Here is a 16037-nt window from a genome sequence, read left to right on the forward strand (position 1 = left end):
GCCAATGCCGGGGTTCTTTCTTTGCAGCGGTAGAGCCACGTTCGGATTCTTGGAAATCAGGGAATCAGTTGCTTCCGTAGCTGCGGCACCGCTCGCGCCAACTCGTCGGCAACAATGGCGGCGAAGAAATCAGCGCCTTCCGGTCCTAGATGTGTGTAGTCGAAAGCGAGCTTTGCCTGCCCCATTGGTTCGGCCGCGGCGTTGTCCTGTGGCGTGGCTTTTGCCTTTCCTGAGACCTGCATCTGATTCGCCGCGGCCTGGCTGCCTCCCGCGGAGGTTCGTGTATCGCCGATGGTGGTACCCGTCTGCGCCGCGCTCACTTGCTCCGGCGTCGGCGGCATTTGCGCGAAGCGCATCGCCTGCACCGGGCCCATGCCCTGCACCGCATCGCGACTACGGGCGTGCAGATCCACTAAAGGAACTTTCAACTCGTTAGCAACACTGCGCACAGCCTCCGCCCATGGCGCCAGATCGTCGATCACCTGCCCGTCCTTGAACTGGCGCCGGGTAAGTGGCGTCAGCAGGACCGGATGCGCACCCGCCGCACGGATCTCTTTCACGTAACGACGCAGGTTGTCGGGGAACTCTGTCGCCAGGTCGGTGGAGCGCCCCGGCTTGCCGGGTTGATCGTTATGGCCGAACTGCACCAGCACCCAGACGTTGCGATAACCACCGGCACGCATTTCGCGTTCGACGATGTTCCAGGAGCCTTCGGCGCGATAGTTGTAGCTGCTTCGCCCACCACGGGCCAGATTGATGCACGCAAGGAATGAGGTGACGTGCTTTGCGCAGAAGCTCGGGCCCCAACCGCCTAGCACCGCGGTGGTGGAGTCGCCGACCAGCACGATCTTGTCGGCTTGGATTGGCTTGACCGATGGGCGTGCTTCCTGGGCAGCTAGGGCAGATGTCGAACTGAAAAAGATCAGAAGCAAAACGGGAAATTTTTTCATGGTTGATGTTGTCTGGCAGCGGGGGACGATATTCGAACGGCTATGCGGCCGTGACGACAGCAAGATTCACGTAGAGCGGAGCTGCGCCCCGCGATAACACCGAACCAGTAGCAATGAGGCCGTCGCAACGGCAAGCGGTGGCGAATAGCCCGTTATTGTGCTTCTTGTAGAGCGGAGCTTGCTCCGCTGCTCTCCGATCCGGATCCACGTCGAAGAGCAGCCGAGCAAGCTCGGCTCTACGAAAAGCGACCGCTCCAGCTCCCATTGGCATGAGCTCAGCGATCACTATTTTTTGTTGTGGCAGATCCCGTCCGCAACGATGACATCCACGTCACCGCCAGCCGCGGCCATTCCGCCACTGGCAATCCCCGCGTGCCACGGATGCCGAAGCCGTGGCCGCCCTTCGGATACACGTGCAGCTCGGTCGGCACATTTGCGCGGCGTAGCGCATCGAAGAAGAGCATGCTGTTCTCCACCGTCACTACGTCGTCGTCGCTGGCATGCAATAGGAAGGTGGGCGGCGTAGCGGCAGTGATGCGGTTCTGCAGTGAGTACGTGGCGATGTCGGTGGATGTCTTTGACAGCGCACGTAGCAACTGGGTACGCGAACCGCCATGCGCATGCTCGCCCATGTCGATCACCGGGTATATCAGCAACATGAAATCCGGACGCGCGCTGATTCGATCGTGTGCGTCCACGGGCATGTACGTGCTTTCGCCGAAACGGTTACCCAGGCTGGCGGCGACGTGCCCGCCCGCGGAGAACCCCATCACGCCGATACGCTGGGGATCGACGCCCCACTCCGCTGCGCGTGCACGTAGCAACCGCATGGCGCGTTGCGCGTCAGCCAGCGGAGCGTTCGCGCCTTCAGCGTGAGCGGCATCGGGCAGGCGATAGCGAAGCATGAACAACGTGATGCCACCTTCGTCGACGAAGGGAGGCACCAGCACCGTGCCTTCCTTGTCCAGCACGATGCGTTCGTAGCTCCCGCCGGGCGTCACCAGCAGCGCAACACCGTTCGGCCGCTTGGGCCGGTAAACCACCAGGTAAGGTTGGCTGACGCCGGTGATGATGCGGTCAGGTACCGAAGGATCCTTGCTGCGTTCGGTGATCGCTTGCTTCTGGCCGAAGTCAGTCGATCCGGGTGCGGTGCGATCCGGCCACAGATAGACCTTTTCCTCGCTGTCCTCCTGAGTGGTCGCCGCGCGTGTCGACGGCGCGACGGCCATCGCCAGCACGACGAACATCAGTACGACCAAGCGGGTAACCCTCACGAAGTAACGCTCAGCGCAGCGGCTCGCCACGCTCGTATGGTTTCAACGGTTCCATCGTGTCCAGGTTCCAGTCCGATTCCACGAAAGGCTTGCGTGTTTCCTTGTGCTTTGGATATCCGCCGACTTCCTGTTCGCTGTCGATGATGTCGCCACGCCCCTCGATCACGTCGGCGACGATACGGCGGTCGATGGGGTCGCGATCCCAGGGGCGCGCGCCGGCGGTTGCGATCACTGCGTCCTGCACTTGCGCGGAAGGCAGCAATTGGACGCCGAACGGCAGGGCTGGTGCGCGCTTCAACTCGGTCAGCTTGATCGGTGTGGTCGTATAGCGCCCTTGCTGCGGCAGTGCGTTGCCAATGCGGTCGACCACCCGGTTGTCTTCCGCATACAGCTCCATGTCGCCGGAGCCGCCGATCATGAAGAACGCCAAGGTCTCGGTGTCCTTGCCGGCACGCATCACATTGCCGCGCAGGATCATCTGGCCGGTGGAATACGGCGTGTGCCCAGCCCATTCTTCCGCGATCAGGTTGTAGTGCACGGCGCGCTGACCGGGGTTGTAGATCAGATTGTTCAGCACCTGGCCGCGAGCGCCGCCCTTGAACAGCGGGTTGCGTTCGTAGTTGTGCGCATACAGGTTGCCGACGATCAGCACATCATTGACATGGTCATGGATCAGCGAGCCCTTGGAGTGCTCGCCTTTGCCGTGCGTTGAATTTGCCAGGCCCTCGGCCAGCAGGTTGTTGCTGAAGGTAATGCGGCGCGAAGCGTTCTGCATCCACTCCTGCTCGTTCTCGCCGGCGAAGCGCGTGCTGGAAGCGGAAAGGTTTTCGTCGGTGGCCCAGGTGAGCGAACAATGGTCGACGATCACGTTGTAGGCGCCACGCACGGTATTGATGGCGTCGAAGTCGACACCGGCGCGCTTGGACAGTCCGGCTTCGCCCGGGCGCACCGCGATATGACGGACAACCACGTCATGTGCGGCGATGGCCAGGCCGCCGCGGATGAAGGTAATCCCCGGTGCGGGAGCGGTCTGGCCGGCGATGGTCAGGAACGGCTCGGTGATCTTCAGCTCCTTGCGCTCCAGGTCGATCACGCCGCCTACCTCGAACACCACGGTGCGCGGACCGGGCGTTTTCACCGCCTCTGCGAACGACCCAGGACCCTCCGCCTTCAGCGTGGTGACCCGGATGATCTTGCCGCCGCGTCCGCCTGGCGTATGCGCTGCCCAGCCCTGCGCGCCGGGAAAAGCCAAGGGACCGGCCGATTCCGCCGCGGAAACGGCTGCTGCAGTGCACGACAACAGCACCAGGAGGGTGGCGTGGGCGAATCGGCGACGGATCGCCTTCTTAGAACCTGTCCACGATCCGTCGCGAGCGAAAGCTGGCAGGCCGTGGCGGAGCGGAGCCGCCCAAGGGGATGCAAGCACAGGCGCAGCGTATTGGGGATGCGTGAGCATTGCGAGCACCGCACGCGGGTTGCCTGCCGAGCGCAGCAGGATCGTGAGCAGGTTCTTAGGAACAGCGAAACGGAGCATTGACTCCCTCCCAGGAGTGGTTGGCGCTCACGCGCCAGGCAATGGATCAGGCACTCGATTTTGCGGCAGTGCACATTGTAAATGACACCGGTTTACCATATACCTTCCATCGGACTGCGTTGTCACTCGGCAGTGCAGCAAACTGAATTACGGGGAGAGCCCAATTGAGCATCAACGACCGCGCCATGGAAGTGCCACCAGGAAACCCGCCGGAAGAATTGGCCGCCATTGCGGACCGATTCGTCCAGGCCCGGCAAATGGGCGCCTCGCTGCCTGAGTTCCCCGGCCAAATCCCCGAAGACCTGGTCACCGCCTATCGCGTACAGGACATTGCTATCGCGCAATGGCCGGACCGCGTGGTGGGGTGGAAGGTCGGCTATATCGCGCCGGAGCGCCGCGATGTCTCCGGCGACGAGCGCCTGCTGGGTCCGATCTTTAAAAGCGCGCTCCAAATGGCTACCGGTGGTCATCCGGGGGAATCGCTGGATTTTCACGTGTTCTCTGGCGGCTTCGGCGCAGTGGAGGCCGAGTACGTGCTGCGACTGGACGGCGACGCGCCCGCCGACAAGACCGAATGGACACCCGAGGAAGCCGCCGCGGTTCCTTCCACGCTGTACACCGGCATGGAAGTAGCCAGCAGTCCGCTGGCCACCATCAACCTGCTTGGCCCGCGCGTGGTGATCTCGGATTTCGGCAACAACAATGGGCTGATCCTGGGTGAGGAGATTTCCGATTGGACCTCGCGTCCGGAGAACGAACTGACCTGCGAGACCTTCATCGACGGACAGCGTGTGGGTAGCGGCGGAGCCACCGTGCTGCCGGGCGGGCTGCGGGCCGCATTCGCATTCGCACTATCGCGATCGGCAAAACGCGGCCGGCCTCTGAAAAAAGGCGATCTCATCGCGACCGGCAACGCCACCGGCATCCACGATATCCAGGCCGGCCAGCACGCCCGCATTGAGTTCGCCGGATTCAAGGACATCGTCTGCCGCGCCGTCGCCGCCACGCCGCGGGGGACCGGAGAAGCCAGCGCATGATCAGTCGCCGTACTTTCCTGACCGCAAGCGCAGGCGCGGCGGTCACCGCATCGTGGGCGGCTGCTTCGTCGAGCCCCGTCACGGACGCGCGGATACTGACCGCCACCGACGTGCATGTGAAGGACTACCCCACCGTTCAAGCGGTGCGCTGGATAGGCGAGACGCTGGAACGCGAGACTGGCGGACGCCTGAGGATCCGTCTCTATCACGCCGGGCAACTAGGCCGTGAATCGGAAGCCATCGATATGGCGCGCTATGGCGCCATCGACATGACCCGTGTCTATTCCGGTGCGTTGAACAATGCGTTTCCCCTGACCCAGGCGTTGTGTCTGCCCTATGTATTCGATTCGGTGGAACACATGCGCCGCGCGATGGACGAAGGCGTGGGCGAGGAAGTACTGCGCGGATTCGAACAGCGCGAGCTGGTGGGACTGGCGATCTACGATTCCGGCGCACGTTGTTTCTACAACACGCGCCGTCCCATCCAAACCCCAGCTGACTTGCATGGATTGAAGATCCGCGTGCCTGCATCGGACATCTTCATCCGCATGATGCGTCTGTTCGGCGCCAACCCCACGCCATTGTCGCTGGGCGAGGTGTTCTCCGGCATGGAGACGCACATGATCGACGGCGCCGAAAACAATATGCGCAGCTTCCACTCCAGCCGTCATTTCGAGGCGGCGCGGTTCTGGTCGCAAAGCGACCATTCCTACGCGCCGGACGTGCTGCTGATCTCGCGCCGCAGTTTCGATTCGCTGTCTCCCGCCGATCGGCAGCTGTTGCTGGAAACCGCACGGCAGTCCGTGTCGATCATGCGCCAGCACTGGGATGAATCGGAAAGCGCCGCACGCAAAGCGGTCATCGATTACGGGGTAAAGATGAACGATGTCGACATCGACGCGTTCCGCACAGTCGCTGAGCCGCTGTTGGCCGATTACACGCAGCGCGCGGATATAGCGCCCCTCTACCGTCGCATACGCGACTTCGCCTGAGGCCATCGCGATGTCCAAAGACACAGCAATCACTCCGTCCGCCAGCGGCGCCAGACGCGCGCTGGACCTGCTTTCCAATGCTGTCATCGGCATAGCCGCTACCGCCCTGGTGGGCTTGGTATTGGTGCAGGGATGGCAGGTCATCGCACGCTATGTGCTCAACGACTCGCCCAGCTGGACCGAACCGGTCACGCTGGTGCTACTCAGTACCGCCATGGGTCTGGCCGCAGCAAGCGGTGTGCATACGAATCGCCATTTCGGATTTTTCCTGTTGGCGGAGGCCTTGGGTCCGCGATCCAAGCGCCTGGTCCACGCGGTGTCGCCGTCGGTGGTCGCCGTCATTGGCGCGGTGATGGCGTATTGGGGATGGGTGTTGTTGCTGGATGGCCTGGATATCCGCATGGCCGGTGCGCCCATTCCGCAAAGCCTGCCGTATCTGCCGCTGTCGGTGGGTGGACTGCTGATGGTTGTGTTTGCATTGAACCGACTGGTGCAGGCATTGACCGAATCTTCCGCCAAAGGAAACGACTGAACCATGGCGATCGCACTTCTTTTTTCCGTCTTCGGAATATTGCTGTTGATCGGTGTTCCCGTGGCGTACGCGCTGGCCGCCGCCGCGCTGGCGACCTTGTTCTACTTGGACCTGCCTTCCATCGTGCTGGTGCAGCAGATTTCCGCGGGTGCCGGTTCGCCCTCGCTGATCGCGATCCCGCTCTTCATCTTCGCTGGCGAGATCATGCTGCGCGGTGGCATCTCCGAGCGCCTGATCAGTCTCGCCGCCTCCCTGGTCGGGCGTCTGCGCGGCGGCCTGGGCCAGGTCAGCATTCTGTCCTCCCTGTTCTTCGGCGGCGTTTCCGGGTCGGCGATCGCGGATGTATCGGCCGTCGGCGGCACCATGATTCCGCAGATGGTCCAGCGTGGTTACGACCGCGATTTCGCGGTGAACGTCAGTATCACCGCCGCCTTGGTCGCCTTGCTGGTGCCGCCTTCGCACAACCTGATCCTGTATTCGGCGGCGGCCGGTGGCGGGCTGTCTATCGCCGACCTTTTCGCAGCCGGCATCGTCCCGGCGCTGCTGATGACCGCAGTGCTGATGTTCACCGGCTGGATGGTGGCGCGCCATCGTGGCTACGGGGTCGAGCCATTCCCAGGCATGCGGGCGGTGATGACACGCCTGATCTCCGCCCTGCCCGGCTTGGGCCTGGTGGCATTGATCTTCTTCGGCATCCGCGCGGGCATCTTCACCGCCGTGGAGAGCGCAGCCATCGCCGTGGTCTACGCGTTGCTGGTGACCGGCGTGCTGTATCGCCAACTCAAGCTGCGCGATTTCTTCGCGACGGTTGCCCACGCGGCACGCACTACCGGCGTCATTCTGTTCGTGATCGCCACCGCCGCGGTATTCGGTTGGCTGTTGGCATACCTGCAGGTGCCGGCGGCGGCGGTCGAAGCGCTGCAGTCGATCGCTCACAACAAGTACTTGGTGCTGTTGCTGATCATCGTGGTGTTGCTGCTGTTGGGCACCTTCATGGACCTGGCGCCAATGATCCTGATCTGCACACCGATCTTCCTGCCGGTCGCCAAGGCGTACGGTATCGATCCGATCCACTTCGGCTTGGTATTGGTTCTGACTGGCGGTATTGGGCTGGTCACGCCTCCGGTAGGCTCCGTGCTGTTCATCGGCACGGCCATTGGCAAGATCTCCATTGGTGAAAGCATGCGCACGATCTGGCCGTTCTGGCTGGCTGGTTTGGTGGTGCTGTTGATCGTGGCGTTCTTCCCCGGCCTGTCGCTGTGGCTTCCGGCGTTGCTGAAATGATCAGTGGGCGGCGCCTGGCGGCTGCGCTGCTGGCGGTGGCAATGGCCGCCGCTGGGTCGGCTAATGCGCAATCACCCTCACCCGCCACACCAGTACTGGATGGTTTCGAAGACTCGATCCATCACTGGCAGAACACGCACCGCGATGCCTATCCGCGCTATGCGCCCGAGCAAGTGGCGCAGATCGCCGACAACATCCTGCGCTATCAGCGCCAGGATGGCGGCTGGATACAAAACCAGGACCCGGCGCGCATCCTGGATGCGGAAGGTTTGAAGCAATACGCGGAAGAAGCCGCGAAGACCGGCGGCAGTTTCGACAATCGCAACATCTATACGCATGTCGATTATCTCGCTGGCGCATACGCACTGACCGGCGACGCACGCTACCGCGATGCCAGCGTGCGCGGCCTCGAATTCATCCTGGCGCACCAGAATCCGAAATGTGGCGGTTGGCCGCATAGCGTGCCGGGTACCGAGTCCTACCACCCGTACATCACCATCGCCGACGACGTCACCGCGGGTGTGCTGGGTACGCTGCGCGCGGCCGCAAGCGATGCGCCACGTTTCGGCTTTATCGAGGCGCCACTACGCGAACGCATTCGCAAGGCCGTCGACGACGGCGATGCCTGCCTGCTCCAGCTGCAGGTGCGCCAGGGGAAAACGCTGACAGGATGGGCCGGGCAATACGATGACCAGACCTTGCAACCGACTCACGGACGCCGTTTTGAACTGCCCGCCATGGCGACGCAGGAATCCGTCGGCGTCGTGCGTTACCTGATGAGCATTCCGAATCCGTCGCCGGAAGTGATTGCCGCGATCGAAGGTGCCGTCGCTTGGCTACAGCGCATAGAACTGGAAGGCTGGCGGATAGAAACGTTCGAGGCCGAACCCGAGCAGTACCGCTATCACGCGGCAAAAACGGATCGCCGTTTGGTACGCGACGCATCCGCATCAAACCTGTGGGCGCGCTTCTACGATCTGAGCGACAACAGCGTGGTGCTGGCCACGCGAGAGGGCGTACGTGTGAAGGACTACGCCGAAATCCCGCGCGAACGCCGCACCGGCTACGAATGGTACGGCCAATGGCCGAAGCAGCTGCTATCGAAGGACTACCCGGGCTGGAAGGCACGGTTGCCGCACTAACGCCGCTTGTTCCCTGCACTAAGAAAGCATCTGGAAATACGAGGAACGCAACGTATGCAAACGAAGTCGTGGTACGCCACCGCCGCCGTCGCCCTGCTATCGATCGCACCGGCCTTCGCCGCCGGCGACAAAGCCGTCGACTGGAAGCGCGGCATCGAGAATCAACGCCAAGCCGATCTGGGTGATGGCCGTTTTCTCAATCCCGTGCTCGCCGGCGATCATCCCGATCCTTCCGTGCTGAAGGACGGTGATGACTACTACCTGACGCTGTCTTCGTTCGACGCGTATCCCGGTTTGCCGCTGTGGCATTCGCGCGACCTGGTCAATTGGAAGCCGATCGGCCACGCGATTACCCAGAATGTCGGTGCGATCTGGGCGCCGGACCTGATCAAGCACAAGGGGCGCTACTACATCTATTTCCCGGCGCGCCGGGGCGAAACCGGCACACGTAGCAACTTCGTTGTCTGGGCCGACGACATCAACGGGCCATGGAGCGATCCCATCGATATCGGTCTGAGCAAGCACATCGATCCAGGCCATGCGGTGGGTGAAGACGGCAAACGCTACTTGTTCTTAAGCGCGGGCGACTACGTGCCGCTGTCCGATGATGGTCTGAAGGTGGTGGGCGACCCCAAACACGTCTACGACGGCTGGCGGTACCCGGAAGAATGGGATGTGGAAGGCTATGCGCAGGAAGGCCCGAAGATCACCTTCCGCGACGGCTGGTACTACATGACGACCGCTGTTGGCGGCACCGCCGGTCCACCCACCAGTCACATGGTCATTTCCGCGCGCTCGCGTTCCATACACGGCCCGTGGGAGAACTCGCCGCACAACCCCATCACGCGGACCCGCTCGGCGAAAGAGCCTTGGTGGTCGCGCGGTCACGCCACGCTGGTGGAAGGCACCGATGGCCGCTGGTGGATGATCTATCACGGCTACGAGAACGGCTATTGGACGCTGGGCCGGCAAGCACTTCTTGAGCCCATCGAATGGACCGGCGATGGCTGGTTCATCGCCAAAGGTGGCGACTTGGGGCAACCCTTGGCAAAGCCCAGCGGCAAGTCCACTGGTCAACACGGCATGGCGCTGTCGGATGATTTCCGCAGCGGCCGGCTGGGGCCGCAATGGTCGTTCTTCAACCCGGCTGTCGATGAAATGAAGCGTTTGTCGTTCGGCGACGGCGTGATGACGCTGCAAGGCAAAGGCAGCGCACCGCGGGACGCGTCGCCGCTGACCGTCATCGCTGGCGATCAGGCTTATCAGTTCGAAGTGGAAATGGAAGTGGAGCCCGGCGCCGTCGGTGGGGCGCTGCTGTTCTACAGCGATCGGCTTTATGCGGGTGTCGGAAGCAATGGCGAACAGTTCGTCATGCATCGCTACGGCGATGAGCGCCCGGCCAAGCTGGCGGCCAGCGGGCGTGGCGGCAAGCTATGGCTGCGGGTGACCAACAACCGTCATATCGTCACTATCCATTCCAGCCAGGACGGCAAGCAATGGACCAAATATCCAGTGCAGATGGAGGTTTCCGGCTATCACCACAACGTCGCCGGCAAGTTCCTGGCGCTGAAACCGGCCATTTATGCCGCCGGCACCGGCGCCGTGCGGTTCCGGAATTTCCGCTACCGGGCGCTGGACTGAGTTCGTAAACCGCTAGAATCCCCGGCAATCACCGTTCCTTTCTCGTAGACGCTCCCATGCCCGTGCGCAAGAAGCCCGAAAGTTCCGCCAGCCCGCCGGCTTCCTCCGGCAAGGCGGCGACCATCAACGACATCGCGAGGCTGTCGGGCGTCTCCAAGAAGACCGTCTCCCGCATCATCAACCACTCGCCGCTGGTCCGTAAGGACACCCGCGAAAAGGTGGAGGCGCTGATGCGTGAGGTCGGCTATGTGCCCGACCCGATGGCACGTGGCTTGGCGTTCCGCCGCTCGTTCCTGATCGGCATGGTCTACGACAACCCGACCGCGCAGTACATCGTCAACATGCAGTACGGCGCGCTGGATGCACTACGCGATTCGGGCTTCGAACTGGTCGTGCATCCTTGCGACAGCCGCAGCCCCGGCTATATCGACGGCGTGCGGCGCTTCGTGCAGCAACAGAAGCTGCATGGTGTGATGCTGATTCCGCGTGCATCGGAAGACCAGGCGCTGGCCGATATGCTGGCCGAAATCGGCGTCCGCTATACGCGTATCGCGTCGGTATCGATGGACGAACCGTCGCGCATGGTCGTGACGCACGACCGCAACGGCGCTGCCGAAGCCGCCGAATATCTGCTGTCGCTGGGCCACACCGACATTGCATTGATTACCGGTCCCAGCGCGTATCGCTCGTCGCATGAACGCACCTCCGGCTTCGTGGACGCCTTGGCGCAGCGCGGCATCGAGTTGCCGAAGTCGCGCATCATCGAGGCCGGCTACACGTTCGAGTCCGGCGTGGCCGCCGCGGAAAAACTGCTGTCGGGCAAGCAGCGCCCCACCGCCATCTTCACCGGCAACGATGAAATGGCCGCTGGTGCGTACAAAGTTGCCTTGCGCGCAGGCATCAACATCCCGCGCCAGTTGTCCATTGTCGGCTTCGACGACAGCCCGCTGGCCTCCCGCCTGTGGCCCGCCCTGACCTCCGTACGCCGCAACACCCGCGACACCGGCCGTATCGCCGCCGCCATGCTGATCCATCCGGACACCGTTGGCGCCTTGTCGGCCGCCAGCATCCGTCCGCACCTGGTCATCCGCGACTCCTGTCAGCCGCCGGAGTAGCTGGGAGTGGGGAATAGGGAGTCGGGAATAGTTGTTTCCCGGTGTTTTGAGCCCAGGACCCCAGGAATATCCCGCCGCACTCGTCATCTTTGGCACCCGTTCCGACTCCCGTTTCCCTATTCCCCATTCCCGGCTTTCCTACCGCACCGCGCAATGACACCGGTTACCAAAGCCGCTAGAATCCTTCCACCCCACGTCGCGGATGCGCCTTCCGCGCCCGCCTGAGCCTTCACGGAGCCAAGCCATGTTCTGCAAGACCTATCACGCCACCCACCCCGACATGATGGACGGCGCCAGCAATGACCAGCTGCGTGACCGCTACCTGATCGGCGGCTTGTTCGTAGCCGATACGGTGCAGCTCAACTATTCGCACAACGAGCGCTTCGTTATCGGCGGCGCCGCACCGGTGTCGAAGAAAGTCGAACTGCCACGCCAGACCGAACCCGCCTCCGCTGCCGGCAAGCCCTTCCTGGAGCGGCGCGAACTGGGCGTGATCAACGTCGGCCAGGGCGCGGGCAAAGTCACCGTGGACGGAACGGTCTACGCGTTGGGACCGAAGGATGGCCTGTACGTGGCGATGGGCAGCGCCGATGTGGCTTTCGAATCCGACGATGCCGGCACGCCTGCCAAGTTCTATCTGACCTCCACTCCGGCGCATGCCCGCTTCGAGACCAAGCCGCTGGCGATCGCCAATGCAGTTTCGCTGGAACGCGGCGCGCTGGAGACCAGCAACGAACGCACCATCTACCAGTACATCGTGCCGGCCACCTGCCAGTCTTCGCAGCTATTGCTCGGCCTGACCGTGCTGAAGCCCGGCAGCGTATGGAACACCATGCCGCCGCACCTGCATGATCGCCGTTCCGAGGTCTACTTCTACTTCGATCTGGACGACAACGATCGCGTGTATCACTTCATGGGCGAACCGGAAGCGCAGCGCCACATCGTGGTGCAGAACGACGAAGCCGTCGTATCGCCGCCGTGGTCGATCCACATGGGTTCCGGCACCAGCAACTACTGCTTCATCTGGGCGATGGGCGGCGAGAACCTGGACTACACCGACATGCACGTGCTGGATATTTGCCAGCTTAAGTAATTTGTAGAGCCGAGCTGCTTTTCCCCTTGGGGACGGCGGCACAAGAGGTGTCCGTAAGCGTTATTCGCTCACCTGCCGTTGCGACGGCCTCATTGCTACTAACTTTGTTCTATCACGGGGCGCAGCCCGGCTCTACAACAACGCCGCAGCACCCATAACGAGGAAACCATGGCAAGCAACGCATTCAGTCTGCAAGGCAAGGTCGCGCTGGTCACCGGCGCCAATACCGGTTTGGGCCAGGGCATCGCATTGGCGCTGGCGGAAGCAGGCGCGGATATCGCCGCTGCCGGCATCGTGGCCGCCACAGAAACCGAAGAAAAAGTGAAGGCGCTCGGTCGCCGCTTCCTCAACATCGAAGCCAACCTGATCACCATTGAGCCGGTGGAGCGCATCGTCGCCGAGGCGGTGAGTGGTTTGGGCGGACTGGACATCCTGGTCAACAACGCCGGACTGATCCGCCGCGCCGACGCGGTGGAGTTCAGCGAGAAAGACTGGGACGACGTGATGAACGTCAATATCAAGAGCGCGTTCTTCATGTCGCAAGCCGCGGGCAAGCATTTCATTGCGCAGGGCTCCGGCAAGATCATCAACATCGCCTCGATGCTGTCGTTCCAGGGCGGCATACGCGTGCCGTCGTATACCGCCAGCAAGTCAGGCATCGCGGGCATCACGCGCCTGCTGGCCAACGAATGGGCCAGCAAGGGACTCAACATCAACGCGATCGCGCCCGGCTACATGGCCACCGACAACACCGCGCAACTGCGTGCCGATGCGGAACGGAACAAATCCATCCTGGACCGCATTCCGGCCGCACGTTGGGGTGAACCTGCCGATCTGGGTGGTACCGCGGTGTTCCTGGCTTCGCGCGCCTCGGACTACGTCAACGGCGCCGTTATCCCCGTCGACGGTGGCTGGCTGGCTCGCTGAGGATTCCCCACCACAAGAACCAACAATCCTTCGTAGGAGCGCCGTCCCCGGCGCGAGCTTTTGCGTCCGTGCAATCCGGACGGGAAGAGCTCGCGGCGGGACGCCGCGCCGCGCCGCGGCAGCCCTTCGGTGCGCGCGACCAAGAACGCGCCGCAGCGCGTCAAGACGGTGAACAGTGCAGGCTTTCCGCGTCAATCGTTTTTAGATTTATCGCAATCTGATGGAAAGAGCTCGCGGCGGGACGCCGCTCCTACAAGAAAGCTAAATATCGCTCCTACCGCTGCGCTGTTACTGACGAGGCACTGCTATGCCAAGATGGTCCGTCGCCATTCTGATCTGCGTCGCCGTGTCGTTCGCAGCGGAAGCCCGTAATCCCCCACGCCAAGTCTTCATTGCCGGCGATTCCACCGCCAGCGAATACGGCCCAGAGCGGGCTCCGCGGCAAGGTTGGGGCCAGGCGCTGGAGTCCTTTCTGGACGACAGCTTCGTGGTGCACAACCACGCAAAGAGTGGACGCAGCGCGCGCAGCTTCATCGAAGAAGGCTGGTTCGACGGCGTCGCCAAGGAGCTCCGCGCTGGCGATGTGCTGCTGATCCAGTTCGGCCACAACGACGAGAAGATCGAAGATCCCACGCGCTACAACGAGCCGCAAGATGCGTTTCCGCAGTGGCTGATGCGCTACGCAACGCTAGCGCGCGAGAAAGGCGCGACGCCGATCCTGATCACACCGGTAGCGCGCCGCACGTTTGATCATGGCAAGCAGCTGCTGGACACGCATGGTCTCTACACCCAGGCCGTGCGCGATCTGGCACAGCGAGAGAATCTTGGCCTGATTGATCTCAACGCCCGCAGCATGGACTGGCTGCGAGCGCTGGGCGATGGACCCTCCAAGGCCTATTTCATGCACGTACCGGAACAGCAGCAGGCCGACGACACGCACCTGTCGTCGCAAGGTGCGGTGGCGGTCGCCTGCCTGGTGGTGGACGAATGGAAGCGCCTGGATGAGTCATTGAAGACACACGTCGTGCGCGACACCGATTGCGGCGCTTCATCCACCGCGCTAGCCGATCTGCGCGCTCAATCCCACCCTTCCTTGATTGCACACGAACGTGCCATCGCCACAAAGCAGGTCGGGCCGCACGGCGGTGCCGGCACGACCACCGCTTATCCTTTCTTTCGCGACGCCCCCGCGCTTGGATTCGAGTTCCGCAAGCGCGTGCTGCACAAAGGCGCGGGAATCGGCCTGCACCAGCACCACAAGGATGAGATCTACTACGTGCTCAGCGGACGCGGAACGTATGTGCTGGACGGCAAGGCCTACGACGTGCAGGCAGGCGACGCCATGCTGACCCGGCCCGGCAGCACGCATGCGATTCGCCAGATCGGTGAAGAGGATCTCGAATTGCTGATCATGTATGGGAAGAAGCGGGATTGAAGGTGGAGTGGGAGAACGGAGAACGGAGAACGGAGAACGGAGAACGAAAGGGCTTTTGCTTTACCTCCCCCTTTTAAAAGGGGGATTGAGGGGGATTTGCTTTTGCTCTTAAGAAAAAAGCGCAAAGCAAAAGCAAATCCCCCGTAGCCCCCTTTTAAAAGGGGGCAAAGCCACCATGCTTTCGCTGATCTCTGACCCTTGCCCCTACCTTCATCAATCAGCAGCCGGCTGAGGCCTGTCCCAACGGGCATACGTTTCATCGATGCCTTTGCGCAGCCTGCGGTACTGGGAAGAGCCTGGTTTGACGTCCAACCGTTCGGCTACCGACTTCCAGCCCTCGCTGTGGTCGCGCGACCACTCGCGCACGACGGCCCGACAAGGCTGGCCGGCTACGCGCGCCAGGGCGCAGGCCATGTAGATATCACCCGCGGTCCAGTTGGGCTGCTGCAGCATGGCTTCCACATAGGGCCGCGGCACCGTGTAGTAGCGCGCCATCTCGTCGACGAAACTGGCCGGGTAACGATTGGCGTAATCGTTGATGTCCGCCAGGTGCCGATCGATCTTGGCATCGCCGCTGCGTGGCTCGTAGCCGCCTTCTGCCGTCTGCGCGGTAGCGACGATGACAACCGAGAGCCCGGCAAAGAGCAGTGCCAGCAGGCAAAGCATCTTCCAGTGCGGGCGAGATATCTGCATCGGCGCATTGTGCCGCACTCTTGCCGCTTTCTCACCCCGCAGCCGTTTGGGGCTTGTGTCGAAAGGAGCGAGCCGCAGCGCACGAACGCAGGCGTTCCGGCTTCACTATCGCAATCTGACGGGAAGAGCTCGCGGCGGAACGCCGCTCCGCGCCCCGGTAACCTCTCAGTGCACGCGATCAGGAGCCTGTAGCCCGGGTAAGGCCGCAGGCCGCACCCGGGTTCGTGATGTCAATGACAAAGCCCCGGATGCGCTTCGCTTATCCGGGCTACCTTCGCGTGATTCAGAATGGCGACCAGCCGCCATGTAGGACGCCGGAAGAATCATGTAGGAGCGCCGTCTCGGCGCGAGCTCTTCGCTTTCATCGCAATCTGACGGGAAGAGCTCG

General features: G+C 62.5%; 13 protein-coding genes and 1 pseudogene. 10 read left to right on the forward strand and 4 right to left on the reverse strand.

Annotation, left to right across the window (positions count from 1 at the left end; translation table 11 throughout):
• Positions 1–56: 56 nt before the first annotated feature.
• From AADW18_RS17155 to AADW18_RS17165, 3 genes are all read right to left on the reverse strand, one after another.
• Complete coding sequence (locus AADW18_RS17155) at positions 57–950, reverse strand: rhamnogalacturonan acetylesterase (protein WP_337344621.1); 894 nt, start codon at positions 948–950, stop codon at positions 57–59.
• Between the two features lie 275 nt (positions 951–1225).
• The gene (locus AADW18_RS17160; protein ID WP_337344753.1) at positions 1226–2179 is read right to left on the reverse strand and encodes an alpha/beta hydrolase; all 954 of its coding nucleotides are present in this window, start codon (positions 2177–2179) and stop codon (positions 1226–1228) included.
• A gap of 55 nt (positions 2180–2234) precedes the next feature.
• Positions 2235–3758, reverse strand: coding sequence for a hypothetical protein (locus tag AADW18_RS17165; protein WP_337344622.1), 1524 nt, complete (start codon positions 3756–3758; stop codon positions 2235–2237).
• Positions 3759–3943: 185 nt separating this feature from the next.
• On the opposite strand from AADW18_RS17165, the gene AADW18_RS17170 reads away from it, so the two are divergent.
• The 10 genes and pseudogenes from AADW18_RS17170 (at position 3944) to AADW18_RS17215 (ending at position 14956) form a co-directional block, all read left to right on the forward strand.
• Positions 3944–4795, forward strand: a complete 852-nt coding sequence (locus AADW18_RS17170) for a 2-keto-4-pentenoate hydratase (RefSeq protein ID WP_337344754.1) — start codon at positions 3944–3946, stop codon at positions 4793–4795.
• Complete coding sequence (locus AADW18_RS17175) at positions 4792–5787, forward strand: TRAP transporter substrate-binding protein (protein WP_337344623.1); 996 nt, start codon at positions 4792–4794, stop codon at positions 5785–5787. Before AADW18_RS17170 ends, AADW18_RS17175 begins: the two co-directional genes overlap by 4 nt.
• A gap of 10 nt (positions 5788–5797) precedes the next feature.
• Positions 5798–6319: a TRAP transporter small permease gene (locus AADW18_RS17180; RefSeq protein WP_337344624.1), complete on the forward strand. Its 522-nt coding sequence runs from the start codon at positions 5798–5800 to the stop codon at positions 6317–6319.
• Between the two features lie 3 nt (positions 6320–6322).
• Complete coding sequence (locus AADW18_RS17185) at positions 6323–7603, forward strand: TRAP transporter large permease (RefSeq protein WP_337344625.1); 1281 nt, start codon at positions 6323–6325, stop codon at positions 7601–7603.
• Positions 7600–8745 carry a pectate lyase gene (gene pelA / locus AADW18_RS17190; protein ID WP_337344626.1) on the forward strand — a complete coding sequence of 382 codons (1146 nt, stop codon included), beginning with the start codon at positions 7600–7602 and terminating at the stop codon, positions 8743–8745. Before AADW18_RS17185 ends, pelA begins: the two co-directional genes overlap by 4 nt.
• Before the next feature lie 138 nt (positions 8746–8883).
• Positions 8884–10386, forward strand: a pseudogene (locus AADW18_RS17195) (family 43 glycosylhydrolase); the annotation flags it as partial.
• Between the two features lie 56 nt (positions 10387–10442).
• Positions 10443–11501 carry a LacI family DNA-binding transcriptional regulator gene (locus AADW18_RS17200; RefSeq protein ID WP_337344627.1) on the forward strand — a complete coding sequence of 353 codons (1059 nt, stop codon included), beginning with the start codon at positions 10443–10445 and terminating at the stop codon, positions 11499–11501.
• Positions 11502–11745: 244 nt separating this feature from the next.
• Positions 11746–12594, forward strand: a complete 849-nt coding sequence (kduI, locus tag AADW18_RS17205) for a 5-dehydro-4-deoxy-D-glucuronate isomerase (protein WP_337344628.1) — start codon at positions 11746–11748, stop codon at positions 12592–12594.
• Between the two features lie 168 nt (positions 12595–12762).
• Positions 12763–13521 (forward strand): 2-dehydro-3-deoxy-D-gluconate 5-dehydrogenase KduD, encoded by a 759-nt coding sequence (gene kduD / locus AADW18_RS17210; RefSeq protein ID WP_337344629.1) that lies wholly within the window; start codon positions 12763–12765, stop codon positions 13519–13521.
• A 307-nt stretch (positions 13522–13828) separates the two neighbouring features.
• On the forward strand, positions 13829–14956 hold the full coding sequence (locus AADW18_RS17215; protein WP_337344630.1) for a cupin domain-containing protein: 1128 nt from the start codon (positions 13829–13831) through the stop codon (positions 14954–14956).
• A gap of 213 nt (positions 14957–15169) precedes the next feature.
• Here the strand turns inward: AADW18_RS17215 and AADW18_RS17220 are convergent, their stop codons facing one another.
• Positions 15170–15649 (reverse strand): hypothetical protein, encoded by a 480-nt coding sequence (locus tag AADW18_RS17220; protein ID WP_337344631.1) that lies wholly within the window; start codon positions 15647–15649, stop codon positions 15170–15172.
• Positions 15650–16037: the final 388 nt, after the last annotated feature.

The sequence above is a fragment of the Pseudoxanthomonas sp. CCNWLY206-1 genome (assembly GCF_039710385.1).
Taxonomy (GTDB): Bacteria; Pseudomonadota; Gammaproteobacteria; order Xanthomonadales; family Xanthomonadaceae; genus Pseudoxanthomonas_A.